At 70.7% G+C, this 24,967-nt stretch carries 30 protein-coding genes; 17 read left to right on the top strand and 13 right to left on the bottom strand.

Annotated elements, in window-relative coordinates; translation table 11 throughout:
• Nucleotides 1–102 precede the first annotated feature (102 nt).
• Together rarD and groES are read right to left on the bottom strand one after the other, a co-directional pair.
• Entirely contained in the window at nucleotides 103–1,032 is a 930-nt protein-coding gene (gene rarD / locus CQ042_RS07855; protein ID WP_105669927.1) for an EamA family transporter RarD, read from the bottom strand.
• Nucleotides 1,033–1,212: 180 nt separating this feature from the next.
• Nucleotides 1,213–1,509: a co-chaperone GroES gene (gene groES, locus CQ042_RS07860; protein ID WP_028502311.1), complete on the bottom strand. Its 297-nt coding sequence runs from the start codon at nucleotides 1,507–1,509 to the stop codon at nucleotides 1,213–1,215.
• A 164-nt stretch (nucleotides 1,510–1,673) separates the two neighbouring features.
• On the opposite strand from groES, the gene CQ042_RS07865 reads away from it, so the two are divergent.
• Entirely contained in the window at nucleotides 1,674–2,879 is a 1,206-nt protein-coding gene (locus CQ042_RS07865) for an SAM-dependent methyltransferase (protein WP_374954464.1), read from the top strand.
• Nucleotides 2,880–2,886: 7 nt separating this feature from the next.
• Here CQ042_RS07865 and CQ042_RS07870 read toward each other — a convergent pair whose 3' ends face one another.
• Genes CQ042_RS07870 through CQ042_RS07915 form a run of 10 tightly spaced genes read right to left on the bottom strand, consistent with a single transcriptional unit; the run spans nucleotide 2,887 to nucleotide 11,250 of the window.
• Complete coding sequence (locus tag CQ042_RS07870) at nucleotides 2,887–4,209, bottom strand: hypothetical protein (RefSeq protein ID WP_105669929.1); 1,323 nt, start codon at nucleotides 4,207–4,209, stop codon at nucleotides 2,887–2,889.
• Nucleotides 4,193–5,368 carry a hypothetical protein gene (locus CQ042_RS07875; protein WP_105669930.1) on the bottom strand — a complete coding sequence of 392 codons (1,176 nt, stop codon included), beginning with the start codon at nucleotides 5,366–5,368 and terminating at the stop codon, nucleotides 4,193–4,195. The genes CQ042_RS07870 and CQ042_RS07875 overlap by 17 nt, the downstream gene beginning before the upstream one ends.
• Before the next feature lie 4 nt (nucleotides 5,369–5,372).
• Complete coding sequence (locus CQ042_RS07880) at nucleotides 5,373–5,858, bottom strand: hypothetical protein (protein WP_105669931.1); 486 nt, start codon at nucleotides 5,856–5,858, stop codon at nucleotides 5,373–5,375.
• Nucleotides 5,855–6,922 carry a tRNA (adenosine(37)-N6)-threonylcarbamoyltransferase complex transferase subunit TsaD gene (gene tsaD, locus CQ042_RS07885; RefSeq protein WP_105669932.1) on the bottom strand — a complete coding sequence of 356 codons (1,068 nt, stop codon included), beginning with the start codon at nucleotides 6,920–6,922 and terminating at the stop codon, nucleotides 5,855–5,857. Before tsaD ends, CQ042_RS07880 begins: the two co-directional genes overlap by 4 nt.
• Nucleotides 6,919–7,407, bottom strand: coding sequence for a ribosomal protein S18-alanine N-acetyltransferase (gene rimI, locus CQ042_RS07890; protein WP_105669933.1), 489 nt, complete (start codon nucleotides 7,405–7,407; stop codon nucleotides 6,919–6,921). The genes tsaD and rimI overlap by 4 nt, the downstream gene beginning before the upstream one ends.
• Nucleotides 7,404–8,021: a tRNA (adenosine(37)-N6)-threonylcarbamoyltransferase complex dimerization subunit type 1 TsaB gene (gene tsaB, locus CQ042_RS07895; protein ID WP_105669934.1), complete on the bottom strand. Its 618-nt coding sequence runs from the start codon at nucleotides 8,019–8,021 to the stop codon at nucleotides 7,404–7,406. The genes rimI and tsaB overlap by 4 nt, the downstream gene beginning before the upstream one ends.
• Nucleotides 8,022–8,081: 60 nt before the next feature.
• The gene (locus CQ042_RS07900) at nucleotides 8,082–8,453 is read right to left on the bottom strand and encodes a flagellar assembly protein FliW (protein ID WP_105669935.1); all 372 of its coding nucleotides are present in this window, start codon (nucleotides 8,451–8,453) and stop codon (nucleotides 8,082–8,084) included.
• The gene (locus tag CQ042_RS07905) at nucleotides 8,450–9,331 is read right to left on the bottom strand and encodes a flagellin (protein ID WP_258132133.1); all 882 of its coding nucleotides are present in this window, start codon (nucleotides 9,329–9,331) and stop codon (nucleotides 8,450–8,452) included. The genes CQ042_RS07900 and CQ042_RS07905 overlap by 4 nt, the downstream gene beginning before the upstream one ends.
• 13 nt (nucleotides 9,332–9,344) lie before the next feature.
• Entirely contained in the window at nucleotides 9,345–10,754 is a 1,410-nt protein-coding gene (gene flgK / locus CQ042_RS07910; RefSeq protein WP_105669937.1) for a flagellar hook-associated protein FlgK, read from the bottom strand.
• A gap of 13 nt (nucleotides 10,755–10,767) precedes the next feature.
• A complete protein-coding gene (locus tag CQ042_RS07915) occupies nucleotides 10,768–11,250 on the bottom strand; it encodes a flagellar protein FlgN (RefSeq protein ID WP_105669938.1) in 483 nt (160 codons plus the stop codon).
• Between the two features lie 196 nt (nucleotides 11,251–11,446).
• Here CQ042_RS07915 and CQ042_RS07920 point away from each other — a divergent pair, with 196 nt between their 5' ends.
• From CQ042_RS07920 to CQ042_RS07995, 16 genes are all read left to right on the top strand, one after another.
• On the top strand, nucleotides 11,447–12,247 hold the full coding sequence (locus CQ042_RS07920; RefSeq protein WP_105669939.1) for a sigma-70 family RNA polymerase sigma factor: 801 nt from the start codon (nucleotides 11,447–11,449) through the stop codon (nucleotides 12,245–12,247).
• 107 nt (nucleotides 12,248–12,354) lie between these two features.
• On the top strand, nucleotides 12,355–13,185 hold the full coding sequence (locus CQ042_RS07925) for a flagellin (protein ID WP_105669940.1): 831 nt from the start codon (nucleotides 12,355–12,357) through the stop codon (nucleotides 13,183–13,185).
• 69 nt (nucleotides 13,186–13,254) lie between these two features.
• Nucleotides 13,255–14,643 (top strand): flagellar filament capping protein FliD, encoded by a 1,389-nt coding sequence (fliD, locus tag CQ042_RS07930; protein ID WP_105669941.1) that lies wholly within the window; start codon nucleotides 13,255–13,257, stop codon nucleotides 14,641–14,643.
• Between the two features lie 2 nt (nucleotides 14,644–14,645).
• The gene (fliS, locus tag CQ042_RS07935; protein WP_105669942.1) at nucleotides 14,646–15,032 is read left to right on the top strand and encodes a flagellar export chaperone FliS; all 387 of its coding nucleotides are present in this window, start codon (nucleotides 14,646–14,648) and stop codon (nucleotides 15,030–15,032) included.
• Nucleotides 15,029–15,325, top strand: a complete 297-nt coding sequence (locus tag CQ042_RS07940) for a hypothetical protein (protein WP_105669943.1) — start codon at nucleotides 15,029–15,031, stop codon at nucleotides 15,323–15,325. The genes fliS and CQ042_RS07940 overlap by 4 nt, the downstream gene beginning before the upstream one ends.
• A gap of 112 nt (nucleotides 15,326–15,437) precedes the next feature.
• Nucleotides 15,438–15,779, top strand: a complete 342-nt coding sequence (locus tag CQ042_RS07945; protein ID WP_105669944.1) for a flagellar basal body protein — start codon at nucleotides 15,438–15,440, stop codon at nucleotides 15,777–15,779.
• Nucleotides 15,776–16,168 (top strand): flagellar basal body rod protein FlgC, encoded by a 393-nt coding sequence (locus tag CQ042_RS07950; protein ID WP_105669945.1) that lies wholly within the window; start codon nucleotides 15,776–15,778, stop codon nucleotides 16,166–16,168. Before CQ042_RS07945 ends, CQ042_RS07950 begins: the two co-directional genes overlap by 4 nt.
• Nucleotides 16,168–16,473 carry a flagellar hook-basal body complex protein FliE gene (gene fliE, locus CQ042_RS07955; RefSeq protein ID WP_105669946.1) on the top strand — a complete coding sequence of 102 codons (306 nt, stop codon included), beginning with the start codon at nucleotides 16,168–16,170 and terminating at the stop codon, nucleotides 16,471–16,473. Before CQ042_RS07950 ends, fliE begins: the two co-directional genes overlap by 1 nt.
• Nucleotides 16,473–18,095: a flagellar basal-body MS-ring/collar protein FliF gene (fliF, locus tag CQ042_RS07960; protein WP_105669947.1), complete on the top strand. Its 1,623-nt coding sequence runs from the start codon at nucleotides 16,473–16,475 to the stop codon at nucleotides 18,093–18,095. Before fliE ends, fliF begins: the two co-directional genes overlap by 1 nt.
• Nucleotides 18,092–19,096, top strand: coding sequence for a flagellar motor switch protein FliG (gene fliG, locus CQ042_RS07965; RefSeq protein ID WP_105669948.1), 1,005 nt, complete (start codon nucleotides 18,092–18,094; stop codon nucleotides 19,094–19,096). The genes fliF and fliG overlap by 4 nt, the downstream gene beginning before the upstream one ends.
• Nucleotides 19,086–19,691, top strand: a complete 606-nt coding sequence (locus CQ042_RS07970; protein WP_105669949.1) for a FliH/SctL family protein — start codon at nucleotides 19,086–19,088, stop codon at nucleotides 19,689–19,691. Before fliG ends, CQ042_RS07970 begins: the two co-directional genes overlap by 11 nt.
• The gene (locus CQ042_RS07975) at nucleotides 19,688–20,983 is read left to right on the top strand and encodes a FliI/YscN family ATPase (RefSeq protein ID WP_105669950.1); all 1,296 of its coding nucleotides are present in this window, start codon (nucleotides 19,688–19,690) and stop codon (nucleotides 20,981–20,983) included. The genes CQ042_RS07970 and CQ042_RS07975 overlap by 4 nt, the downstream gene beginning before the upstream one ends.
• The gene (locus CQ042_RS07980) at nucleotides 20,980–21,402 is read left to right on the top strand and encodes a hypothetical protein (protein WP_105669951.1); all 423 of its coding nucleotides are present in this window, start codon (nucleotides 20,980–20,982) and stop codon (nucleotides 21,400–21,402) included. Before CQ042_RS07975 ends, CQ042_RS07980 begins: the two co-directional genes overlap by 4 nt.
• Nucleotides 21,399–22,847 carry a flagellar hook-length control protein FliK gene (locus tag CQ042_RS07985; protein WP_105669952.1) on the top strand — a complete coding sequence of 483 codons (1,449 nt, stop codon included), beginning with the start codon at nucleotides 21,399–21,401 and terminating at the stop codon, nucleotides 22,845–22,847. Before CQ042_RS07980 ends, CQ042_RS07985 begins: the two co-directional genes overlap by 4 nt.
• A 14-nt stretch (nucleotides 22,848–22,861) precedes the next feature.
• Entirely contained in the window at nucleotides 22,862–23,305 is a 444-nt protein-coding gene (locus CQ042_RS07990) for a flagellar hook assembly protein FlgD (protein WP_105669953.1), read from the top strand.
• Nucleotides 23,306–23,331: 26 nt separating this feature from the next.
• The gene (locus CQ042_RS07995; protein ID WP_105669954.1) at nucleotides 23,332–24,492 is read left to right on the top strand and encodes a flagellar hook protein FlgE; all 1,161 of its coding nucleotides are present in this window, start codon (nucleotides 23,332–23,334) and stop codon (nucleotides 24,490–24,492) included.
• A gap of 58 nt (nucleotides 24,493–24,550) precedes the next feature.
• Here the strand turns inward: CQ042_RS07995 and CQ042_RS08000 are convergent, their stop codons facing one another.
• Nucleotides 24,551–24,958 (bottom strand): arsenate reductase ArsC, encoded by a 408-nt coding sequence (locus tag CQ042_RS08000; RefSeq protein WP_105669955.1) that lies wholly within the window; start codon nucleotides 24,956–24,958, stop codon nucleotides 24,551–24,553.
• Between the last annotated feature and the right edge of the window lie 9 nt (nucleotides 24,959–24,967).

Raw genomic sequence — 24,967 nt, forward strand, 5'->3', positions numbered from 1 at the left:
GGGTGCTCTAACACTAGAGCGTGACGCCCGCGCACAGGGGGTGCAAGTATCTCGGTGCGTTAACGATCCGACACCGGGTTTTCGGCCTGATGAGACTCGGGATCAGGCTGGCTCGACCCGCGGAATCCTGCGCCCTCGACGGGCGGCGAGCAACAGGTCGACGATGAAGACCGCGATGGCGATCCAGACGATGACGAAGCCGGCCCAGCGTTCCGCCGGCATCGGCTCGTGCAGGACCACGACGCCGATGACGAACTGCATCACGGGCGTGATGAACTGGATCATCCCGATCACCGTGAGATTGATCCTGCGCGTGCCGGCGGCGAAGAGGAGGAGCGGGACGGCCGTGGCGACCCCCGCGAAAGCCAGCAGCAGAGCATGCGGCCAGCCGCTCGTGCCCATCGTGATCGCCGTCGTCTGCGCGACGACGATCAACTGCACCACCGCGATCGGGATCAACCAGAACGACTCGAGCGTCAGGCCGCTGACGGCGTCGACCGCAGGGCCGATCTTCTTCTTGATGAGCCCGTAGACGCCGAACGATGCCGTGAGCGACAGGGCGATCCACGGGAACTCCCCGTAGGCCACGACGATCACGACGACCGCGATCGCCGCGATCCCGATGGCGGCCCACTGCAGCCTGCGGATGCGCTCCTTCAGCACGAAGACGCCCAGCAGCACGGTCGTGATCGGGTTGATGAAGTAGCCGAGGCTGGTCTCGACGACGTTCTCGCTGAGGGTTCCGATCAGGAACACCTGCCAGTTGACGTAGATGAGGACACCCGCGAGCGCCGTCCATCCCAGGAGCTTCGGCTGACGGAGGATGACGCCGAACGCCGCCCAGCCGCGCGTGACCGTGAGCAGCAGCACGCAGAAGGCGAAAGACAGCAGCACACGCCAGGCCACGACCTCCCACGGCCCCGTCGGAACGAGCAGGAGGAAGTAGAGCGGCAGCACGCCCCAGAGGAGGTAGGCGGCTCCGGCGTAGGCGACTCCGGCGGTCTGTGTGGCACGGGTCGTCTCGGGGGGCACCGCACAACCCTATGCCCCCACGGCCGGTGCGAACGCCCCGCTCGGGCCTCCGACGGAGTTTGGCAGGAAACGGTCGCCCCGTGGCGCTACGCAGAAGGGGCCCGGATGCGATGAGCATCCGGACCCCTTCGAGGGCCTTGTCCCGCCCCTCCACGAGGCGCGGGAATCAGGTTCCGCAGATCAGCGGACGACGACCGCCAGGACGTCGCGTGCCGACAGGACGAGGTACTCGTCTGCGCCGAACTTCACCTCGGTGCCGCCGTACTTGCTGTACAGGACACGGTCGCCCACGGCGACGTCGATCGGAACGCGGTTGCCGTTGTCGTCGATGCGGCCGGGGCCGACAGCCACGACCTCGCCCTCCTGGGGCTTCTCCTTGGCGGTGTCGGGGATGACCAGGCCACTCGCGGTGGTCTGCTCGGCCTCGACCTGCTGGATGACGATGCGGTCCTCGAGCGGCTTGATGGAAACCGACACGGTCTACCTCTTCTTTCTTGACGCTGACACGAAAGACTTGTTCGCACTCTCAACCCGAGAGTGCTAATCCAGTCTAGGCGCTCCGCTGGCACTCACGCAATGCGAGTGCCAGCGCGCGCCACCGTTCGCGCCCCGGTGCGGGCAATTAGGCTGAAGGCGTGGAGATGTCCGAGCTGCGCGCCCTGCTGACCCCCGCCGGTCTCGAGCTGCTCGACGCGGTCGGGCCGATCGAATCCACCGCCGACGTCGCCCGCGGCGTCTCGCGACTGCGGGCAGCCGGGCACTCCCCCGAACTCGTCTCCGCCGTCGTCGGGCAAGCGCATCTGCGATCCAAGGCGGTGGCGAAGTTCGGCCCCTTCGCCACGCGCATGCTGTTCACCCGCGCCGGACTCGAACAGGCGACGAGGCTCGGCGTCGCCGCGCGTCACGCGCAGCGCATCCGTCATGCCGGCCTCACCGGCGTCGCCGACCTCGGCTGCGGCATCGGCGGCGACTCGCTCGCCTTCGCCGGAGCGGGGCTCGATGTGCTCGCCGTCGATGCCGACGAGGTCACAGCGGCCATCGCGGCCTACAATCTGGCCCCATTCGGCGAGAGCGCCGCGGTGCGTCACGGCACCGCGGAAGACGCCTTCGCCGCGCTGGAGGATACCGGAACGCGCGCGATCTGGATGGACCCGGCTCGACGCACGTCGGGGCACAGCGAGACGAAGCGCGTCACCGCGGACGACTACTCCCCCTCCCTGGACTGGGCGTTCGACGTCGCTGCCCGGACCCCGACCGGCATCAAGCTCGGACCGGCGCACGACCGCGACGCGCTTCCCGCCGACGCCGAGGCACAGTGGGTGAGCGCCGACGGCAGCGTCGTCGAGCTCGTGGTCTGGAGCGGGGCCCTCGCCAGAGAAGGCGTGCGGCGCGCGGCTCTCGTGATCCGCGACGACCGCTCGCACGAGCTCACCGCGCCCGCGGATGCCGTCGACGAGCCGGTGCGCGAGCTCGGTGCCTTCCTGCACGAGCCGGACGGCGCCGTCATCCGCGCGCGCCTCATCGGCGATGTCGCGCGGAGCCTCGATGCCGGGATGCTCGACGAGCACATCGCCTACCTGACATCGGACGCCGCGCTGACGAGTCCGTTCGTGCAATCGTTCCGCGTGCGCGAGACCCTGCCCGCGAACCCCAAGGCCATCAGCGCCGCGCTGAAGGCGAACGGGATCGGACGCCTGGAGATCAAGAAGCGCGGGGTCGACGTCGACCCCGCCGCCTTCCGCAGGAAACTGGTGCTGCGCGGCGACCAGGAGGCGACGCTGATCCTCGCTCGGATCGGCGACCAGCGTCGGGCGATCCTCGCCGACCGGGTGCCCGCCCCGAGCTGATCGACGCTCAGCCGCCGGTGCCGTCGTTCGGGGTCTCGACCTCGATGGGGTCGCCCGGCGGCCCCGGGATCACGACGGAGTCCCCCGGGACGACCCGTGACACCGGCGCATCCACGGTGACCGTCAGGTACGGCGTCTGCTGACCGGTGAACCGCAGCTCGACGACCGAGACCGACGCCACGGAGCCGTCGGGGGCGACATCGACGACGTGCGTGGAGAGCCCCTCCGTGAGGGCAGTCCCAAACGACTCGCACGCCACCCCCTCCGTGGCATCGACGAGCAAGCACCTCTCCGTCGCGCCCTGAGAGGCGAGACGATCGGCGAGCCACACGGGCTCCCCGCGGAAGGAGCCGACCAGAGAGAGCCCGTGCTCATATCCCTCCGCGGCGAGCGCCTCGGCGCGCAGCCGCTCCTCTCCCTCGAACTGCTCCATGAACGAGGAGGACGCGCTCCAGCGCTGGATGCCGACCATCGGCTCGCCGGCGGTGGAGAGGAAGAGAGAGGCGTATACGGCCTCACCGCCGGAGGCGCCTCCGAAGAGGTCGTCCTCGGCGGAGACCGCGGTGGGAACGGACAGCGTCGCGCCCAGTCCCCGTTCGATCATCGTGGACGGGGCGCAATCGGTCTGCGACTGCGCCCCGACATCCAGGATGAGGCAGATGAGCTCACCGTCGTCCTGCGTCGCGAACCAGGCCAGCGCACCGTCCTTCTGCGCGATCGCACGGACGGAGCCGGGATCGAAGACGTCGGCAGCGAGCTCGGCGCGGCGCTGCTGCTGCTCACCCGTCAGGGGGATGCTCGCGGTCCGCGGGGCGAACAGCGCCCACCCCACACCGAGACCGACCGCGAGCAGGACCGCGACGGCCACGACCGCGGCCGTCGCATGCCGCCGCAGCGTCCCGAGCAGGGTCGCGTCCGGCGTCGGGTCATGCGGGATCGGCGGCGTCCCCTCCGCGTTCGTCTGCGCGGGGCCCGTCTCCGCGGCGTTCGACGCCGCGGTACTCGCCTGGATGGGGCCGGTCTCGGCGGTGTTCGTCGCCACGGTACTCGCCTGGATGGGACCGGCGTCCACGGTATCCGCGACCGGGTGCGGCAGGTGTCCGGTGGGTGCCCCCTCCGATGCGCGCGTCGCCGAGACGTCCCGCACGCCCGCGTCGTGGGCGACGGCCCGCACGTCATGAGCGGTGACCGGTCCGGCGCGGAACGCCGAGAGGCGGGCGTCCTCGAGCTCACGCAGGCGGTCCGACTCCGCCCCGGTCAGCACGCCGCCACGGCCGTAGGCCTTCTCCTGAAGCGCCCGCAGCTCCTCGGACTCAGTCCTCCCCAGCACCGACGACGCCCCCCTCGCGGGTGATGACGAGGTAGGCGGGGCCGCGGTTCGAGTTCATCTCGAGATGCGTCGTCTCGCCGGTCTCGCTGTCGACGACGTTGAGGACGAGGCTGGATGCCTGCTCCAGCAGGGTCTCCGGATCGGCGCACACCGTGGGAGCCTCCGCCGTCGACCCGTCGTAGATGAGGCACTGGTTCTGCGATTCCAACTGCATCCCGGTCCAGACCGGCACGTCGCCGTCGTACCCGACCACCCAGAGCGAGTTGACCTCGAAGCCGTCCTCGACCAGGCGTTCCGCGGTGCGCGTCTCCTCTTCGTTCGCATACGTGACGCCGCTCATGCTCGGGTCGTAGTCGTAGGTGCTGACCGCGACCGCGGGCTCGCCCGCCGCCGTCAGCAGCATCTGCACACTGATCTGGCGCTGCTGATCCTGTTCGCCGCTGACCGAGATCGTGCCGTAGATCCCGGTGTCGGTGATCCGCTCCGTGCGGTCGCAGCTCGGCTGGGTGATGCCGCCCGTACCCAGGATCAAGCAGGTGCGGGCGCGCTCGTCCCGTGTCGCGGTCCAGATGACGGCGCCCTCCTCGACGGCGAGCGCGCGGATGGATCCCGGGTCGTAGACGCCCGCGGAGATCAGGTCGTCCTGCCACTCCTGCTGCTGCGCCGTCAGCTCGACGGGAGCAACGCCGGGCCTGCCGAAGGCCAGCCAGCCGGCCCCGAGCCCGATCACGAGCGCGGCGACGGCGGCGATCGCGAAGACCCGCCAGTGTGCCCGCAGCGCGGTGCGGAGGGATTCGGACGGCGTCGCGGAGCGCTCCGCCCCGTCTGTCATCGCGGGGTCCGGGACCTCCGAGAACGACTCGTGACGGTCCGAGGCGTTTCCGGGGGCGGTGTCGGAGGCGGCGTCGGGGGCGGCGTCGGGGGCGGCGTCTTCCCCCCGCGCCCCGGGGTCACGCCCGAGTCCCGCGATGCCCGGTGCGGCGAGCAGTGCCGCGTCGGGCTCGGCCGTCGAGTGTTCACCCGGGTCAGCGGGCGAGACGATCCGGCGCTCCTCCAGTTCGCGGAGGCGGGCGGCCTCCGTCTCCGTGAGCGCGGCGTCACGGCCATAGGCCCGTGCCTGCAGGGCTCGCAGCTCCGCGAACTCGTCGGCATCCCGCATCAGTTCACCCGAGCCTCTCGAACTGCATACCCGCCCAGACGAGCCATCCCAGGCTGTACACGGTCGCGCAGAGCCCGAGCACGAGCGCCCAGCGCGCGATCGCCCTGCTCTCGACGGGGCGGCGCAGCGACATGATCGCGGCGATGACCGCGACCACGGCGACGGGTATCCCCCAGCCGACGAAGAACGACGTTCCGAGAGCCACGATCGCGGCGAGCAGGGCCCAGGGCGCGAGGCGGGTGTCGTCGATCGTGATCGCGCCGGTCGACGGCTCCCACTCCGTGTCGTCCGGGGCGTCGATGTCGGGACCGCTCGCCACCACCGGCTCGATGCCGACCGGCCCGGTGGGCATCCTGGTGTACCCGTCGCGACGGGCACCGGGGATCCGGGCTGCCCCCGCCGGGTGCTCGACCTCATCGCTGGGCGGTTCGATGCGCGCCGGCGGCGTGGGCATGCCCTTCGCCTCCGGAGGGCCGGGGAGGTCGCTCATGCCGGCACCGCCTCCGCGACCTGGATCTCCGTCACGGGAAGCGTCGAATCCGCCCCGAAGGCCAGCGTGGACGGGCGGCGCCCCGACGAGATCAGTTCGGAGGCGAGCGCCGCGATCATCGCGCCGTTGTCCGTGCACAGCGACAGCGGCGGGATGCGCACCGTGACGCCTGCGGCGGCCGCGCGCTCGAGAGCGACCTCGCGCAGACGGCGGTTCGCGATCACGCCTCCGCCGAGCAGCAGACGGGGCACGCCCAGATCGGCACAGGCGGCGAGCGCCTTCGTGACCAGCACGTCGACGACCGCTTCGCGGAAACTGGCGGCGACGTCGGCGACGGGGACCTCGATCCCCTCGGCCTCGCACCGCTCGACCCAGCGGGCAACGGCGGTCTTCAACCCCGAGAACGAGAAGTCGTAGCGGTGCTTCGCGAGGTCGGAGGCACGGGAGAGACCTCGAGGGAATCGGATCGCGGTCGGATCACCGTCCGCAGCCGCACGGTCGATCTCGGGACCTCCGGGGTACGGCAGCGACAGGAGACGGGCGACCTTGTCGAACGCCTCGCCCGCGGCATCGTCCATGGTCTCGCCCAGGAGCTCGACATCGGTGGTGAGGTCGCGCACGTGCAGCAGCGAGGTGTGCCCGCCGGAGACCAGGAGCGCGATGGTCGGATACTCGAGCGGCGCGGAGTCTGCCGTGACGATGTCGGCGGCGATGTGTCCGACCAGGTGGTTCACGGCATACAGAGGCTTGTCGATCGAGACGGCCAGGCCCTTCGCCGCCCCGACCCCCACCATCAGGGCCCCGGCGAGACCGGGGCCGCTCGTGACGGCGACGGCATCGAGATCGTCGAGGCGCACGCCGGCCTCCGCGAGCGCCGCATCGATGGCGGGCTGCAGCGCCTCGAGGTGCGCCCTGGCGGCGACCTCCGGCACGACGCCGCCGTACCTGGCGTGCTCGTCCATGCTCGACGCGATGGTGTTCGAGAGCAGAGTGCGTCCGCGGACGATGCCGATGCCCGTCTCGTCGCAGCTCGTCTCGATGCCGAGCACCAGCGGTTCGCTCATGTCTTCGCCTCCTCGGCGGTGGGGGCGGACGCCGGATGACGGCGCAGTTCCAGACGCATCACGATCGCGTCGACGCCGTCGGGCTGGTAGTAGTGCGGGCGACGCGCGATCTCCTCGAACCCCTCGGCGAGGTAGAGCCCCTCGGCGGAGGGGTTGTCGGCCCTGACCTCGAGGAACACCTCGCGGGCGCCACGCGCCGCAGCGGCCGCGAGCAGCGCGCGCAGCAGCGCGCGCCCTCTCCCCTGCCCGCGGTGCTCGGCGAGGAAGGCGATGGTCTGGATGTCGGCGTCGGCGCTGCCCTGCAGCGCGCGCACCCCGCCGTATCCGACGACGGCGTCGTCGTGCTCGTCGACGAGGTACCGTCCGTGCGGGCTCGCGAGCTCCGCCGCCATGGTCTCGGAGCTCCAGGCATCCGTCGGGAACGAACGGTTCTCGATCGCCATGATCGCGTCGAGGTCGTCGGGGGTCGCGTCGCGGAGGGTCATGTGCCCACCCGCTTCGGCGCGCCGGGAACAGTCACGTCGGGGTGGCGCATGTAGAGCGGCTCGTCGCCGGTGAGAGTGCGACCGGCGGCGAGCGCCCGCGCCCCCACCCGCGCCAGGTCCGTCGCGGAGAGCGTCGTCACGTCGATGCGGCGGATGCCGTCGAGGTGCGCGTCGGCGTCCGTCGCCCGCACCAGCACGGTCTCGGCGGTCACGACCGGAAGCCCGTCGGAATCCAGGCCTTCGAACACGGTGATGGCGACCTCACGCCGACGGGCGTCCGTGACGATCGCGAACGGTGCGGTCTCGCTCTCGAGCGCGGTGAGGGCCGCCGCGAGGTGGCTGGGGACGGGGATGACCGGAAGTCCGCGTCCGAGCGCGAAGGCCCGGGCTGCGGCGATGCCGATGCGGAGCCCGGTGAAGGGGCCTGGTCCCATGCCGGCGACGACGTGGGTGATCTCTCCGTCCCCCGCCTCCCCGAGCGCAGCGACGAGCAGGTCGCCGATGACCTCGGCGTGGCCGAGCGGGTCGACGGCGCCGGCTTCGGCGCGTCGCCCCCCGTCGGCATCGATGAGGGCGACAGCCGTGCCCAGGGAAGTGTCGACGGCAAGGATCACGACTCCAGATTAGCCGTCGGTCCGCTGGGAAAGCGGTCCGCGGGACCGCGGGATCGTGCGTCAGCCGAGCGGAGCGCGCAGGGGGTAGTCCTGGTCCTCGAGGATCACCTGCGATGCGGCTCCGGTCGTGCGGTTGACGATCACCGGCGCCAACAGGTTCACGCTCACTCCTTCGACCGAGGGGTGAGCGACCACGAGGATCAGCGCGTCGTCGGCCGAGCCGAGCGCGAGGCCGTCCGCCTGCTCGTCCGTGAGGATCGGCGCGTACTCGCTCAGCACCGCCCGCGGATCGACGAGGTACAGGCGCAGCGCGGCGTCGTCGACGGCGCGCATCGAGAACAGCCCGTCGGCGCCGTCGACCGGTGCGAGAGCGAAGTCGACGTGGGGGGCGAGCCCGGGCGGCGGGGCGACGAACGTCAGCGCCGCGGTCATCGCAGGAAGTCCATGAGCGAAGGCTGGAGCACGCGCGCGTTCACGGCGAGCGCCGAGCGATAGACGAGCTCCTGCGCCTGCAGGCGCACGAGCACCTCGATCGAGTCGACATCCTCCACCGCCGTCCTGCGGGACTCGAGGGACACGGAATTCTGCACTGCCGCCTCCTTGGCGCGTTCGATCTGGGACTGCCGGGTGCCGACCGAGCCCTGCACGCCGAGCATGGCGGTGCGACGGGAATCGATCTCGGCCAAGCGCGGGCCGACGTTCGTGCCGGAGCGGAGATCGGTGACGATCTTGTCCACGAGGGCGAACACCGAGTCGTCCCCGGTGCCGAAGACGGCAGCGCCGTCGGTGTCCACGCGCACGGACGCGGCGTCGGACACCCGGCGGGTGACCTCCGCTCCCGGCACCCCGCTGTGGCTGTAGTCGGCGGCGAACGCCGCCGTGTCCGAGGTGCCCGCGAACACGGAACGGCCGAGCAGCCGCGTGTTGGCCTGGGCGAGGAGCTCCTTGCGGATCCCCTCCAGCTCGACGGCCAGCGCTTCCTTGGCGTTCGCGTCGAGGGCGCCGTCGTTCGCCCCCTGCGAGGTGAGGTCGCGGACCCTCCCCAGCAGAGCGGTGCTCGCGGTGATGGCGCTGTCCGCCGCAGTGACCCAGGCCAGTCCGTCGTCGATGTTGCGGGCGTACTGCTCCGTGCGACGCTGCTCGGCATGCAGCGCCAGAGCGGTGGCCGCGGCGGCCGGGTCCTCGGAAGGGGCCGCGAACGCGCGCTGGGAGGTCGCCTGCTCCTGCAGGCGCGCCAGCTCGGAGAGGTTGGACTGCAGTTGGCGCATCGCCGTCTGCGTCATGGCGGATGACGTCACTCGAGAGATCACGGTGCTCCTTCGCTCAGCGTCCGACGAGACCCGTGCGGTTGATGAGCACGTCGAGCGCCTCGTCCACCGCGGTCATCACACGGGCTGCGGCCTGATAGGCGGTCTGGTAGGTGAGCAGGCTGATGGTCTCCTCGTCGCCGTCGACGGCGGCGACCGACTGCTGTGCGCCCACGGCGGCGACCGCTGCGGAATCGGAGAGCTTCGCACGCTGCACGTCGGCGGCCGTCGCGACACCGAACCGGGTGACCTGATCGGACCAGAGCGCATCGGGCGAGCCGGCGCGTCGGCCGATCTGCGAGATCAGATCGGCGTTCGTCGCGTCCAGCGCGCCGGACCCGGGGGCGGCGAGCGCCAGCTCGGATGCCGAGCCGACGGCGACCTGCAGGCCGAGCGCGGCGGATCCGGTGGTCGGCAGCGTGAAGAAGTCGCCGCCCGCCTGCCCCGTGGAGGTGACACCGGCCCGGTGCTGGGTGTTCATGGCGTCGGCGAGCGCCGTCGCCACCTTGTCGTACGTGGCGGCGAGCCCGGCGAGCATGCCGCCGTCGGCCGCCGGTGCGAGGACCGACAGCGCGGCCCCGAGTTCGCCGCCGTCGATCGACGCGGGAAGGTCGGGGGCGGAGGCCCAGGACAGGCTGAAACGCTGACCGGAGTCGATCGCGGCCGGCCCGGTGAGAACGAGATGGCGGGAATCGGAGCCGGAGACGAGGGCGTTGCCCCCGAGACGGACCGTCATCGTCCCGTCGCTCTCGATGGTCGACGCCGCGCCCGACATCCTGGCCACGTTCTGCGCGAGGAGGCTGCGCTGATCCATCAGCTCGTTCGCCGAGCGCCCGGAGGCGAGGGCGTCGCGGATCTCATCGTTGAGCACCGCGATCTGGTCGGCGGCCGCGTTCACCTGGTCGACCGTGCGGTCGGCGGACGCACGCGCATCGCTCCACTGCGTGGCGACGTTGCGGTAGCCGCCGGCGATGTGCGAGGCGAGCTCCTTCGCCGACTCGAGGATGCTGGAGGCCGCTGCCCCGGAGTCCGGCGTGTTCGCGAGGTCCTGCCATCCGGACCAGAACTTCGAGAGCCGGGCCGCCAGCCCGTTCTCGGTGGGTTCCGCCAGCGACGCCTCGATCGTGGTCGCGGCCACCGCGCGAGTGGACCAGTACCCCGAGGCACCGAGCGCATCGCGGACCCTGGCGTCGAGCAGGGCGTCGCCGAGACGGGCGACGCCGTCGATCGAGACCCCGTGTCCCGGCAGCGCTCCGACGCTGAACCGCCCGGTCTGTGCGATCGCCGCGACAGCCGAGGTCGTCACGCGCTGGCGCGTGTATCCCTCGGTCTTCTGGTTGGCGATGTTCTGGCCGACCACGTCCATGCCGCGCCGGGCGGCCGCCAGTCCGCTGGCCGCCGTGTTCAATCCACTGAAGGTCGACATGATCCCCTCTCGGTCACATCTCGGTATCGATGATGCGCGCTGCGTCGTCCCGGGCGCGATCGCCCGTGGTCGTGTACTCGCCGGTGTCGTGTCCGAGAGCGGCGATCGTCTCCTGGGTGGCGCGGAGCACTCCGCTGAGCTGCTCCGCGTTGGCATCGCGCATCTGCTCGACCTCTGCGGCCAGTTTGGAGAGCGCACGCAGATGGTCCGCGAAGACCTCGTGCCACGCGCCCTCCGGCGCGTGCTCGATCAACTCTCGGATCGTCGCCGCCTCGGGAGCCCCCCACTCCTCTGCGACGGCGGCGACCTCGACGGTGCGGGCGAATCCCGCGCCACGCAGCCGGTCGAGCACCTGATCGATCTCACGCGCGGCGAACTGGATCCACTGGGAGCGTCCCGCGGCGAGCAGCAGCTGCTGCTCGTCGAGCTTGAAGAGCAGCATCTCGAGCAGCTCGCGCTCGCGCCACAGCTGTATCGAAAGTTCGTTGGCTCCCATGATCCCCTTTTCCCCAGTGATCGCCCCGCCTGACGACGCGGCCAAAGGTCACTATCGGCAGTCGCCTGCCTAACGTTACTATGTGGAACGGCGGTGAGCAGTTCTCCCCATGTACACGTCACAAGAAGTGTGATATGTGCATCTGCCCACCACCTTGGAACTTCCGGAGTGCATCCAGAGAGGTGGATCATCCCCCATGCCGACGCGCGCTGAGCGCAATGTGCTCATCGAGAGCAACCTCCCCCTAGTCGGATACCTCGCAGCCGAGACCCACGCTCGGGCCACCCACATCCCCCGCGATGAGCTCGCGGCCGTCGGAGCGCTCGCGCTCGTGACGGCAGCCGACGCCTTCGACCCCGCTCTGGGCGTCCCCTTCGGCGCCTACGCACGCCGCCGCATCCTCGGCGCGTTCGCCGACGAGATGCGCGCGATGGACTGGGCGTCCCGCGGCATCCGCAAACGCATCAAGGAGACGGTGGCGGTGCGCGACACCCTCACCGCCGGCCTCGGAAGGACCGCGACCGCCGCCGAGGTCGCCACGGCGATGGGCGTCGCGAAGGAGACCGTCGTCGAAGCGCTCGCCGACGCCGCGCGCACCGTGACGACGCTCGAGGACCCGTCGGCACGTGAGGTCGCCGCGGACATCCCGCTTCCCGAGGAATCGGCCCTGGTCGGCGAGCGACGTGCGGTGCTCGAGCAGGCCGTCGCGGCCCTCCCCGAGCGCATGCGTCGGATCGTGCAGGGCGTGTACTTCGACGAGCGACCGGTCAAGGAGATCGCCGAAGAGCTCGGTGTGACCCACTCCGCCGTCTCCCAGCAGCGGTCCGAGGCGATCCGCCTGCTGCGCGACGCGCTGGACAGGTACTTCGCCGACGGCCCGACGCCGGCCACGACGACGCGGGTGTCCACCGGCGCCCGCGATGCGTACTTCACGCGGATCGCAGATGCCGCCAGCTCCCGGATCGCCGACGTCTTCCGGGAGTCGACACCCGCATAGCCCGAATCGCTGCGCTCTGCTAACGGGCGCGCCTCCTCTGCCGATAGGTGTGTGCGGGAGACCACGGATGGTCTCTCGCACAACAACATTCACGGAGGAGAACCCTTATGGGTATGCAGATCAACACCAACGTGTCGGCGCTCAACGCCTACCGCAACCTGTCGAACACGCAGAACGACCTGTCGAAGTCGCTCGAGAAGCTGTCCAGCGGCTTCCGCATCAACCGCGCGGCAGACGACGCCGCGGGCCTGGCGATCTCCGAGGGCCTGCGCTCGCAGGTCAACGGCCTGAACGTCGCAGCCCGCAACGCCCAGGACGGCATCTCGGTCATCCAGACCGCGGAAGGCGCCCTGACCGAGGTCCACTCGATCCTGCAGCGCGTTCGCGACCTGACCAACCAGGGTGCGAACGACTCGAACAACGCGAAGTCGCGCGAGGCCATCCAGACCGAGATCGGCGCCCTGGCCGACGAGCTCACCCGGATCGCCGACAGCACGAACTTCAACGGCATCAAGCTGCTCTCGGGCGGCGCGACGCTGACGTTCCAGGTCGGTGCGGGTTCCGTCGCCGCCGAGGACCAGATCTCGGTCGCACTGACCGACTTCGACACCCTCGGTGCAACGATCGACACGCTCGCAGCCACGATGACCGACGCTGCGACGTACGGTGCGGCGCTCGCGGGCATCGACACGCAGATCCAGGCGGTCTCGACCGCACGCGCCGGCTACGGTGCGCTGCAGAACCGCTTCGAGTCCACCATCAACAGCCTCAACGTGTCGGCGGAGAACCTCGCTGCTGCTGAGAGCCGGATCCGCGACACCGACATGGCGTCCGAGATGGTCAAGTTCACGTCGGCGAACATCCTGTCGCAGGCTGGTACGGCCATGCTGGCCCAGGCCAACCAGTCGAACCAGGGCATTCTCCAGCTCCTGCGCTGAACCACGCCATGAGGTCCGGGCGCCCACCGGCGCCCGGACCTCATCCGCCCCTGACACGGAAAGGCGATCATGTCGCTCTCGCTCGACGGTCTCGTCTCCGGCTTGAAGACCACAGAGGTCATCAAAGCGCTGATGGATGTGGCCGCCATCCCGCGCTCGCTACTGAAAGCGAAGATGGATGACAAGAACGGCATCGTCAGCCAGCTGCAGACGCTGAACACTGCCGTGCAGAACCTCGCCACCGCCGCTGAGAAGGCCGCGTCACGCGACGGGCTGCTCCGTTTCACGACCACCTCGTCGTCCCCCACCGTCACCGTGGCCACCCGCACAGGGGCCGCTCCCCTCTCGGCCGACATCGTCGTCGACCAGGTGGCGAAGAACCACACCATCGTCTCCGCTGCCTCGAACGGCTGGCCCGACGACCCGCCCGTGATCACCCTCGAGAATGCGAAGGGTGAGCGCCTGCAGGTCACGGCCGACTCCGCGTCGATGCAGGACGTGGCACAGGCCATCAACGAGGCGGGCTTCGGCATCGTCGCCGCCGCCGTCCCTGCCGGACGCGACGCCGACGGCAACGTCATGCACCGCCTGCAGCTGCGGGCGGCCGACTCCGGCGAGGCAGGGCAGTTCCGCGCCTACCGTGGAGACACCGCCGCCGTCGAGGCCGGGACCGCCTCCGATCTCTCCACAGAAGCCGGAGCCGCCGTCATCGCCACCGGTGCCGACGCCCGCGTCCGGCTGTGGGCGGGCACCAGCGCCGAACAGGTGCTGACGTCGTCGAGCAACACCTTCACCGACCTGTTCGACGGTGTCGACATCACCGTCTCCGCGGTATCCGTCGACCCGGTCACCATCGGCGTCGCCGTCGACTCCGAGGCGCGCACCAAGGCATCGGCCGATTTCATCGCCGCGGTGAAAGACATCCTGACCCGCATCGACAACGGGTCGAAGGCGACCGTCGGCGCGAAGCAGGGCGACAAGACCACCCTGGGCGTCTTCACCGGCGACAGCACGATCCGGATGCTGCGCAACGCTCTCGCCGACGCCGTGCAGCATCCGGTCGACGGCACCTCCCCGTCCTCCATCGGGATCTCGACCGACATGTACGGCGTGCTGAGCTTCGACGAGGAGAAGTTCGCCGAAGCGCTCGCGAAGGACCCCGACGCCGTCGCGGGCCTCTTCTCCGGGGTCGCCGCGCGCGTGCAGGAGACGGCGAAGGTCTACTCCGACAAGTACGACGGGCTGCTCACCTCCCGCATCACCGGGCAGGAGAGCGAGGTCAAGAGCCTCGGCGAGCAGATGGAGCGCTGGGACGTGCGTCTCGCGCAGCGCAAGTCGACGCTCGAACGCACCTACGCGCGGCTCGAGGTCATGCTGTCGCAGCTGCAGTCGCAGTCCTCGTACCTCTCCTCGCAGATCGCCGCCCTGCCGGGCTCGAGCTCGAACTCCGGGAAGTGAGCATGAACGCCGCCCTGCGCGCCCAGCAGCGCTACCGCGAGGACGCCGTGCTGTCCGCTCCGCCGGAGCGCCTGGTGACGATGCTCTACGATCGCCTGCTGCTCGACATCGCACGCGGAGAGACCGCCCAGCGGGCCGGGGACTGGGAAGAGGCGAACGCGCAGCTGCAGCATGCGCAGGCGATCGTCTCGGAACTGTCGTCGTCGCTGACCGACGAATGGAACGGGAGCGCAGGGCTGCGCTCGCTCTACGTCTTCCTGTCGCAGACGCTCATCGGCGCCAACATCGGGCGCGACCCCGAGCGCACCCGCGCCTGCCACGAGATCATCGCCCCGCTGCGGGACGCCTGGCACGAGGCCGCCCGCACGGTCGCCGAGGCGCGTTCATGAGCGTCGACGAATGGACCACGATGCTCGATCGCCTCGAGCAGGAAGCCGTGCAGATCCTCGCCGCCGCCCCCGGCACCGCTGCCGACGCCGACCTCACTCCCTGGACACCGCCGTCGACGCCGCTTCCTCCCTCGCTCGCCGACCGCGCCAGGGACGTGGTCGAGCTGCAGCGTTCCGCGATGGATCGCATACGCGACGATCTCAGCGAACTCCGGCAGCATCTGGGCGCCGTTCGTCGCGTTCCGAGCACCCGGCGCAGCGATGCCCCCGCTTATCTCGACGTCGACGGGTGAGATCGCTCCCTAACATCGCGGATCATCCTGCCGATAGAGCAGTGAGAGCAGGGATGGCTCGCACCACTCGGCCAGGGATCGGCCACACCAGCCACACACGGGGAGCCGGTTCGTGTTCGATTCTGTGACCATCAACGCGCTGACGAGCGCGCTCGACGGCCTCGCGCTGCGTCAGCGCGCGATCTCCGACAACATCGCCAACATCAACACCCCGAACTACCACGCCAAGCGCGTGCGTTTCGAGGAGGCGCTCGCCCGCTCGATCGACGCGGGAGACGGGCAGGTCGACGCGACTGTCGGAACCTCGCTCGAACCGACCCGCCTGAACGGCAACAACGTCAACCTCGACACCGAGACGCTGTCCAGCATCGACACGATGCTGCGCTACCAGTTCGCGACGCAGGCCGTGAACGGCTCGTTCACATCGCTGCGCACCGCGATGAGGACCTCATGACCTTCGACGCGATCGGGATCGCCGGCACCGGCCTGACGCTGCACCGCAAGTGGCTCGACGCGATCAGCGACAACATCGCCAACATCAACACCGCCACGGCGACCGACGAAGCGGCGTTCCGCGCCAGATACATCCTCGCCCAGACGAGCGATCAGTCACCCGGCGCGTACGTCGCGGGCACCGTGCAGGGCAGCGCGGAAGGCCGGCTCGTGCATCAGCCCGATCATCCGCTCGCCGACGCGGACGGTTACGTGCGCTACCCCGACATCGATCTCGGGGATCAGATGAGTCAGCTCATCCTCGCCCAACGCGGCTACCAGGCGAGTGCCGGGATCGTCGACCGCGCACGCAACACCTATGAAGCAGCACTGCAGATCGGACGCAGCTGATGGCATCACTCGCCGGCATCGAGGCCATCTCCTCGGGATTCACCCTCGCCCCTCCCGCCCCCGCGCCGGTGAAGGCGGCGGACGACACCGCCTTCGCGAACAGCGTGACCGGTGCGATCGACGAACTGCGTACGCTGCAGTCCGAGTCCGATGCGCTCAAGGTCGCCGCCGTCACGGGTGACCTCGATGACATCCACTCGGCGATGATCGCCTCGTCGCGCGCAGCCGTCACGCTCGAGCTCGTCGCCGCGGTGCGCAACAAGGGCGTCGACGCGTTCACCGAGATCATGCGGATGCAAGCCTGATGCCCCAGGCCGTCACGAACGTGTTCCAGCGGATCGGGCGCGTGATCGCGGGGTTCACACTCGCCCAGCGCACGATCGCGATCATCGGCGTCGCCGTGCTCGCGCTCGGGATCGTCGCCCTCTCCAGCTGGCTCACCCGCCCCACGTACACGCCGCTGTTCTCCGGCATGAGCGCCTCGGACGCGAACGCCGTCGTCGAGCAGCTGCGCTCCTCCTCCGTCCCCTACGAACTCGCCGACGGCGGGGCGACCGTGCTGGTGCCGGAGAAGGACGTGTACGACCAGCGGCTCGCCGCCGCCTCCGCGGGGCTCCCCGGCGCCGGCTCCGGCGGATACTCGCTGCTGGACGACATGGGCGTGACCACGTCGGAGTTCCAGCAGTCCGTGACCTACAAGCGCGCCATCGAAGGCGAGCTCGCCGCCACGATCTCCTCGATCAAGGGGGTCACCGCCGCGTCGGTGCAGCTCGCGATCCCCGAGGAGAGCGTGTTCGTATCGGAGACCGTCGACCCCACGGCATCCGTGTTCGTGGAGACGTCCGGAAGCTCGACGCTGTCGGCGAAGCAGGTGGAGGCGATCGTGCATCTGACCTCCGCAGCCGTCAGCGGCATGAAGCCCGAGAACGTCGCCGTCGTGGACCAGAGCGGCCAGACGCTCTCGGCCGCCGGCGTCGGCGCGGTCGGCGGCGTCGACCAGCAGGCGAACGACTACGAAGCACGGGTGACGGCGAGCGTGCAGCAGATGCTCGACACCGTCGTCGGACCGGGGAACGCCACCGTGACGGTCGTCGCCGAGATCGACCGCTCCGTCAACGAGCGCGTCGACGAGACCTACACTCCGGCGGAAGGCGCTCCCCCGCTCTCCGAGCAGACCAGGACCGACCGGCAGAACGGCTCGAGCTCGAACGCCGGCGTGCTCGGTCCCGACAACATCGCCGTGCCGTCGGCGGACGGCGACGGCACGTCCGAATCCACGGAGACATCGAAGACCAACGCGGTCAACAAGAGCACGCAGAGCACCTCGACCCCGGCGGGAAACCTGTTGCGGCAGTCGGTCTCCGTCGCGGTCGACGCCGGAGCGGGCGGCGACCTCAGCACCGCACAGCTGACCGACCTGGTCGAGACGGCCGCGGGGATCGACACCGAACGCGGCGATGCCATCTCCGTCGAACTCGTCTCGTTCAGCCAGACCAGCTCCGAGGCAGCGCAGGCCGCCCTCCAGGCAGCCAAGGATGCCGAGGGCGCCGAGCGTCAGGCCCTCCTCCTGAACACGGTGATCATCGCCGCCGCCATCGCCATCCCGCTGATCGCCGGCCTCGCCGCGCTCATCATGCGCTCGCGCCGTCGCAGCAGCGCCGCGACCGAGTTCGACCAGCTGTTCGGGGATCGTCCTCCGGCGCTCTCCGTGCTCGATGCCGGCGCGACCGCCGCGATCGATCAGTCGCCCACGACCCCGCTCGCATTCCTCGAGACCGCGCCCGACCCGGAGCCGGAGCCGGATCCCGAACCCGCACAGGTCAGCCTCGAGCGCCGCCGCGCGGAGATCGACTCGCTCACCCGACAGGATCCGAAGCGGACGGCCGAGCTGCTGCGGACCCTCATCGACGACAGGCAGCAGGTATGACCGGACTGACCGACCGGCAGACGGCGGCCGTCGTGCTGATGAACCTCGACCGCGCCCAGGCGATCGAGGTGATGAAACACCTCTCGGAGGCGGAGGCGGAGGCGGTCGCCGCCGAGATCATCGATCTGCAGAACCTGGATGCGGCGACCACCGCCCAGGCACTCGGGCAGTTCCACCGGATCGCGTCGGGGCATCTGCCTCCGGCGCGCGGCGGACGCGACATCGCCGCCGGCCTGCTGGAGGCGACCTTCGGCGCCGAGCGCGCGGCCGCGGTGCTCGGCAGAGTCGGCTCCTCCTCGATGAACTCCTCCTTCGAGTTCCTCGGCTCCGCCGACCCCGCGCAACTGGCGACGCTGCTCGACGGCGAACTCCCTCAGACCGTCGCCCTCGTGCTCGCGCACCTCCCGACCGATCGGGCGGCCGCCGTGCTCGCCGCACTCCCCGACCCGACGCGCACCGATGTCGCCCACGCGATCGCGACGATGGGGACCGCATCGCAGGAGGCCATCGCGATCGTCGCGGACGCGCTCAGGTCCAGGACCGGCACCTTCGCCGCCCGCGACGCCCCCGAGGTCCTCGGCGGCGTCGAGCCACTCGTCGAGATCATCGCCCGCTCCGGGGCCACCGTCGAGAAGGCGCTGCTGGCGAGCATCGAAGACAGGGACAGCGCACTCGCGGAGGACATCCGCTCGCGCATGTTCACGTTCGCCGACATCGTCAAGCTCGACGACCGCGACACTCAGCGCGTGCTGCGGGGCATGGACATCCGTTCCCTCGCACTCGCTCTGAAGGGCGCGCACCAGCCCATCGCCGACCTCATCCGCCGCAACGTCTCCGAGCGCAACAGGGAGAACCTCGACGAGGAGGCCCGCACGCTCGGACCGGTACGCGTGTCGCAGGTCGAGGAGGCCAGGGCAGAGATCGTCCGCACCATCCGTGCTCTCGAGGCGGCGGGCGACATCACGGTGCAGCGCGCCGACGAGGACGAATATGTCTACTGACCCCTTCTCGCCGGTGCTGTTCCCGCGTCTGGATGGCCGCGACGGCGGCGCGGAGCATGCCCGTGCCCGCATGCGGGGCTATGCCGACGGACACGCGGAGGGCTTCCGTGCCGGTCTCGCCGAAGCCGAAGCCGCGCACCGGGCAGCGGACGAGGCCCGCACCGCTCGCGAGGACGCGCAGGCCCGCGAGATCGAGAACGCGATCTCGACGCTCCGTGCTGCCGCCCGGTCGCTGGGCGACCGGGAGCGCGAGCTGACCTCCGCCGCGCAGGAGCAGGTGCTGCGCTGCGCGATCGAACTCGCGGAGCTCATCGTCGTCGGCGAGCTCTCCGACGCCGGCGCCTCTGCGTCCGTGGCCGCGCGACGCGCCCTCGCCGATGCCGGGCCCGACGAGATCCGCGAGGTGCGCCTGCACCCGGACGACCTCCGCACGCTCGAGGGCTCGACGGGCGAGCTGGCATCCGTCGCCCTGATCCCCGACGACACCCTCGACCGCGGCGACGCCGTCGCGATCCTCGCCCACGGCCACATCGACGCCCGGATCGGGAGCGCCCTCGACCGCGCGCGGCGCGCACTCGCCGAGGCCGCGACGTGAGCGCCTGGAGCGCGGTGCTCGACGCGGCGCGACCCGAGCGCGTGGGCGAGGTCTCGCAGGTGCGCGGGCTGAGCGTGCAGGTGCGCGGCCTCGACGGCGCGGTCGGCGACGTGGTGACGCTCGACGGCGTCGACGCGGAGGTCGTCGCGATCGGCGAGGGCGGACTCCGGTGCATGCCGCTCGGCGCGGTCACCGGACTCACGGTCGGGGCTCCCGTGCGCGCGCGCGGTGGCGCCCTGCGCGTACCGACCGGCACCGCGCTCCTCGGACGCGTCCTGGACGGCCTCGGCCGACCGATCGACGGGAAGGGCCCTCTCACCGGGGCTGTCCCCGTGGGCCTCGACCACGCACCCCCCTCGATCATGGGTCGCGATCGGATCGACTCCCCGCTTCCGCTCGGCGTGCGGGCCCTCGACACGCTCGTCAGCGTCGGTCGAGGTCAGCGCGTCGGCCTCTTCGCCGGCTCCGGGGTGGGGAAGTCGTCGCTCCTGTCGATGATCGCGCGCGGGACCGAAGCCGAGGTCACGGTGATCGCTCTCGTCGGCGAGCGCGGTCGCGAGGTACGCGAGTTCATCGAGGACGACCTGGGCCCCGAGGGGCTCGCCCGCTCCGTCGTCGTCGTCTCGACCTCTGACCAGCCCGCGATGGCGCGCATCCGTGCCGCGTACACGGCGACGCGGATCGCCGAGGCGTTCCGGGACGACGGCGCCCACGCCATCCTCATGATGGATTCACTGACCCGGGTGGCGATGGCGCAGCGCGAGATCGGCCTCTCCGCCGGAGAGCCCCCTGCCACGCGCGGCTATCCGCCGTCGACGTTCTCCCTCCTCGCCGGGCTCCTCGAGCGGGCGGGCACCGACAAGCGCGGCTCGATCACCGGCATCTACACCGTGCTCGTCGACGGCGACGACCACAACGAGCCCATCGCCGACACCGTGCGGTCGATCCTCGACGGACACGTCGTCCTCGATCGCGCGCTCGCCCTGTCGGGACACCATCCCGCGATCGATGTGCTCGGTTCGGTCTCGCGAGTGGCAGGCAAGGTCACCGGCCCCGAGCGCAGGTCGCACGCGGCGACGCTGCGCGCCGTGCTCGCCGCCCGTCGCCGCGCGAACGACCTCATCGACATCGGCGCCTATCACGCCGGGGCCGATACCCGCATCGACGCCGCCATCACCCACGAGCGGGCGATCAGCGCCTTCCTCACCCAGCCCCTCGACCAGACGAGCGAGATCGACGAGTCGTGGCGCCGTCTGGACGAACTCGTCGCCGCGTTCGGAGGAGTCTCATGACGCGTTCCTTCTCCCTGGCGGGCCTGCTGCGCGTGCGCGACATCCAGGAGCGCGCGGCCGCCCAGCGGCTCTCCCGAGCGGTGATCGACGCCCAGCACACCGAAGCCCGCGACCGTTCGCTGCGCGCGCATCTGTCCGGTGTCGGGAGCGAAGCGGTCGACGTACGCTCGCTGGCCGCCCTCGCCGCCGCCAGGGTCGCCGGCCGGACCCTGCTCGCCGACCTCAGGACGCTCTCGGAACTGCAGGAGCACACGGTCGATCAGGCGCGCGCCGAGCACGCGGAGGCGCGGAGGGCGATGCGCGGACTCGACCGTCTCGCCCAGGCGCACGCCGTGCAGGTGCGCGCGGCCGAGCTGCACGCCGAGCAGGCCGAGCTCGACGAGATCGGTTCGCGGACCAGAGCGGAGGACGGGTCATGACATCTCTCGGCATCGCCGACATGCTCGATGCGCGCGTTCCTCGGGCTTCCGGACCGGTCGGGGCCTCCCGACAGGTCACCCCGGGGGCAGCGGCCTTCGCCGACGTCATCCAGGAGGCCGCGCGCATCCCCGCCGATGGCACGGAGAGCACCGGCACGTCGACGGACGACGGGCCCGCGGACCCGACGACGTCTCCCTCCCTCCCCACCGCACCGGTATCACCGGCGATCATCCCCTCACCGGAACCGACTGCCCCGACGAGCGCGAGCGACGACGTGAGTGGCGTCGTGAACGGAATCGGCGGCGCCGTCCCCGACGATCCCGCCGTGCGGACGCCGGCGCCCGGGGAAGAGGAGCCGACGGTCCCCTCCGAGGAAGGTGTCACGGCCACCGCCGACGCCACGGACCTCCCCGCTCCGCTGGCCTCCGCCCCGGGGACGGCCGCATCGGCCACCGCCGTCGAGGCCGCCCGCGCACAGCCGCCGCTTCCCGATGCAGCACGGAACCGCCTACCCGCTCCGGGAGCGGCTGGCCCGCTCGGGGCCGCGGCGAGTTCTTCCCCGCTGGAGTCTCCGCTCACCGCTGCGTCCGCCGCCGGTGCGAGCGCGCCGACCGGGGAACCCCTGCCCTCCCCGGTCTCTCGCCTCAGCGTCGCGAGCGGCCCGACGGCCGGTGTCGCCGACCCCGCGGGAGCACCGGGACGATCGAGCCCGGTCTCCGAGCAGAAGACGCTCGACGTGGCCACCGCCATGCCCGACGTCTCCCCGGACGGCGCGACGTCTCCCGCAGGCACGGGCGCGGGTGCGGCATCCGCTCCGACCTCTCCCCCGGTGCCGGCCGCCGCGGCCTCGACCGGAGAGGCGCTCGCCCCGACACCGGTGGTCGCCAGCACCCCTCCGGCTCCCGTACCCGCGGCAGCCGCTCCGGTCGCCGCCTCCGCCGCCCGCCCCGTGCTGCTCCCCCAGCTCACCACCCCCGTGGTGTCGCTGGCACAGGCCCCCGACGGGGACCACAGCCTCACCCTCACCGTGTCGCCGGAGAACCTCGGACCGGTGACGGTGCGCGCGCACATCTCCGGCGGAGCCATCCATATCGAGCTGCATGCACCGAACGATCTCGGTCGTGAGGCGCTGCGCGCGATCCTCGTCGACCTCCGAAGGGATCTCGCCGCCGCCGCACCGCACGCCTCGCTCCTGCTCTCGACCTCCGACGACGCCCCCGGCTCGTCGAACCCGCAGAACCCGGCGAACGGCAACGGCTCGCAGAACGGCGGTTCCGCGAACGGCGCCGCCGGTGCAGGCAGCGGCCAGCCGGGGACCGGCACCTCGGCGGGTCGAGACGCGAACGGCGCCCGTCTCGCGCAGGACACCGCACCGCTGACGCCCGACCCGACAGCGCCCGCATCCCTCGCCTCGCCGCACGGCGGCATCGAAGTCTTCGCCTGATCCGAGAGGAACCCATGACAACGGTCGACCCCATCTCCGGCACCATTCCGCCTTCCGGCGTGCAGACGGGCAGCACCACGCCTCCGACCGCCCGCAAGCAGACGCTCGACTCCGAGGTCTTCCTGAAGCTGCTCGTGACGCAGCTGACCAATCAGGACCCCAGCTCGCCGATGAACACCAACGAGATGATCTCGCAGACCACGCAGCTGGCCTCCATGGAGCAGCTGACGGCGCTGTCGGCCACCTCGACCGAGAGCTTCGCGCTCAGCATGCGCCAGACGGCCGCCGCGCTGATCGGCCACGAGGCGCAGTACGTCGATGAGAAGGGCGTCACCCAGAAGGGCATCGTCACTTCCGTGTCCTACGCCGGCGTGGTCCCGCTCGTCACCATCGGCGAAGCATCCATCCCCCTCGACGCCGTCTCCGGCGTCGCCCTCGTCCCCCGCTCGCAGTCCTGACCAGCCCCTTCCAGAAAGGCATCACCATGCTCCGCTCTCTGTTCGCCGGAATCTCGGGTCTGCGTTCGCACCAGACCATGCTCGACGTCACGGGCAACAACATCGCCAACGTCAACACGACCGGCTTCAAAGCCTCGGCCGTGCAGTTCCAGGACTCGCTCTCGCAGCTCGTGCGCAACTCGATGATGCCGCAGCAGGCCATCGGCGGTCAGAACCCCGCCCAGGTCGGACTCGGCGTGCAGGTCGCCGGCATCAGCACGAACTTCGCCTCCGGCGCGCCGCAGCCCACGGGCGTGCCGACCAACCTGATGATCGCGGGGGACGGATTCTTCGTCGTGCGCTCCGGCGGAGAGACCCTGTACACCCGCAACGGCGGCTTCTCGTTCGACGCGAGCGGCAGGCTGGTCTCGGCCGACGGCGCGCTCGTGCAGGGCTGGACGGCCCAGGGCGGCGTCATCGTCCCCGGACAGGGAACCGGCGACATCACGCTGCCGGTCGGTGCCCTGAGCCCTGCCACGGCGACGACCACGGCACGCGTCACCGGAAACCTGCCCTCCGGCGCCGCTGTGGGCGAGACCCTGGTGCGCGACATCAAAACCTACGATGCCGAGGGCACCGCGACGTCGATGCGCCTCACCTTCACCCGCACCACCACCGGCTGGGACGTCACCGAGCCGGGCGGCGCGACCACGGCACTCACGTTCACCGACGGCAAGCAGCCGGGGGCGTCCTCCATCGTCTCCGGCGGCGTCACGGTCGACCTCTCCGCCGTCACCGGCTTCGCCGACGTCAGCGATGTCGCCATCAAGGAGCAGAACGGCAAGCCCGCCGGAACGCTGAGCTCGTACGCACTGATGAACGACGGCAGCCTCGTCGGCACGTTCAGCAACGGCGACACCGAAGTGCTCGCCCGCGTCGCCCTGGCCGGCTTCGTCAACCCCGGGGGCCTCGAGAAGGTCGGCTCCTCCCAGTTCCGGCCGAGCGGCAACTCCGGTCAGCCGACCCTCGGACAGGCCGGATCCGACGGACTGGGCGGCATCATCAGCGGCGCGCTCGAGATGTCGAACGTCGACCTGTCGCAGGAGTTCACCAACCTGATCGTCGCCCAGCGCGGCTTCCAGGCGAACGCGCGCATCATCACGACCAGCGACGAGGTGCTGCAGGAGCTGACGAACCTCAAGCGCTGATGCTCCGAGGCGCGGCGGCCGCTCGTCACCCTGTGGGCGCGCCGCCGTTCCTCCGTCGTCAGAGCAGCTCGCTCACCAGCTGCTCGATGCGGGCCCGGATGTCGTCGCGGATCGGCCGGACCGCATCGATCCCCTGGCCGGCCGGGTCGTCGAGCTTCCAGTCCTCGTAGCGCTTGCCGGGGAAGAACGGGCACGCGTCGCCGCATCCCATCGTGATGACGACATCGGATGCCTGTACAGCTTCGGTCGTGAGCACCTTCGGCTGCTCGGCGGTGATGTCGATCCCGAGTTCGCTCATGGCCTCGACGGCGATCGGATTGATCTGCTCGGCGGGCATGGAGCCGGCGGAGCGGACGTCGATGCGGTCGCCGGCGATGTCGCGGAGGAAGCCCGCGGCCATCTGTGAGCGACCCGCGTTGTGCACGCAGACGAAGAGGACGGAGGGCTTGGTGGTCGTGTCGATCATGAGTGCTCC

Origin of the sequence: Microbacterium sp. MYb62 (assembly GCF_002979475.1) — a bacterium.
Classification (GTDB): Bacteria; Actinomycetota; Actinomycetes; order Actinomycetales; family Microbacteriaceae; genus Microbacterium.

Coding starts and splice junctions, on each gene's coding strand:
- CQ042_RS07865 (WP_374954464.1), top strand. CDS start 1,674: ATGTCCGAGCTGCGCGCCCTGCTGACCCCCGCCGGTCTCGAGCTGCTC.
- CQ042_RS07875 (WP_105669930.1), bottom strand. CDS start 5,368: ATGCGGGATGCCGACGAGTTCGCGGAGCTGCGAGCCCTGCAGGCACGG.
- CQ042_RS07880 (WP_105669931.1), bottom strand. CDS start 5,858: ATGAGCGACCTCCCCGGCCCTCCGGAGGCGAAGGGCATGCCCACGCCG.
- tsaD (WP_105669932.1), bottom strand. CDS start 6,922: ATGAGCGAACCGCTGGTGCTCGGCATCGAGACGAGCTGCGACGAGACG.
- rimI (WP_105669933.1), bottom strand. CDS start 7,407: ATGACCCTCCGCGACGCGACCCCCGACGACCTCGACGCGATCATGGCG.
- CQ042_RS07900 (WP_105669935.1), bottom strand. CDS start 8,453: ATGACCGCGGCGCTGACGTTCGTCGCCCCGCCGCCCGGGCTCGCCCCC.
- flgK (WP_105669937.1), bottom strand. CDS start 10,754: ATGTCGACCTTCAGTGGATTGAACACGGCGGCCAGCGGACTGGCGGCC.
- CQ042_RS07915 (WP_105669938.1), bottom strand. CDS start 11,250: ATGGGAGCCAACGAACTTTCGATACAGCTGTGGCGCGAGCGCGAGCTG.
- CQ042_RS07920 (WP_105669939.1), top strand. CDS start 11,447: ATGCCGACGCGCGCTGAGCGCAATGTGCTCATCGAGAGCAACCTCCCC.
- CQ042_RS07925 (WP_105669940.1), top strand. CDS start 12,355: ATGGGTATGCAGATCAACACCAACGTGTCGGCGCTCAACGCCTACCGC.
- fliD (WP_105669941.1), top strand. CDS start 13,255: ATGTCGCTCTCGCTCGACGGTCTCGTCTCCGGCTTGAAGACCACAGAG.
- fliS (WP_105669942.1), top strand. CDS start 14,646: ATGAACGCCGCCCTGCGCGCCCAGCAGCGCTACCGCGAGGACGCCGTG.
- CQ042_RS07940 (WP_105669943.1), top strand. CDS start 15,029: ATGAGCGTCGACGAATGGACCACGATGCTCGATCGCCTCGAGCAGGAA.
- CQ042_RS07950 (WP_105669945.1), top strand. CDS start 15,776: ATGACCTTCGACGCGATCGGGATCGCCGGCACCGGCCTGACGCTGCAC.
- fliE (WP_105669946.1), top strand. CDS start 16,168: ATGGCATCACTCGCCGGCATCGAGGCCATCTCCTCGGGATTCACCCTC.
- fliF (WP_105669947.1), top strand. CDS start 16,473: ATGCCCCAGGCCGTCACGAACGTGTTCCAGCGGATCGGGCGCGTGATC.
- fliG (WP_105669948.1), top strand. CDS start 18,092: ATGACCGGACTGACCGACCGGCAGACGGCGGCCGTCGTGCTGATGAAC.
- CQ042_RS07970 (WP_105669949.1), top strand. CDS start 19,086: ATGTCTACTGACCCCTTCTCGCCGGTGCTGTTCCCGCGTCTGGATGGC.
- CQ042_RS07980 (WP_105669951.1), top strand. CDS start 20,980: ATGACGCGTTCCTTCTCCCTGGCGGGCCTGCTGCGCGTGCGCGACATC.
- CQ042_RS07985 (WP_105669952.1), top strand. CDS start 21,399: ATGACATCTCTCGGCATCGCCGACATGCTCGATGCGCGCGTTCCTCGG.
- CQ042_RS07990 (WP_105669953.1), top strand. CDS start 22,862: ATGACAACGGTCGACCCCATCTCCGGCACCATTCCGCCTTCCGGCGTG.
- CQ042_RS07995 (WP_105669954.1), top strand. CDS start 23,332: ATGCTCCGCTCTCTGTTCGCCGGAATCTCGGGTCTGCGTTCGCACCAG.
- CQ042_RS08000 (WP_105669955.1), bottom strand. CDS start 24,958: ATGATCGACACGACCACCAAGCCCTCCGTCCTCTTCGTCTGCGTGCAC.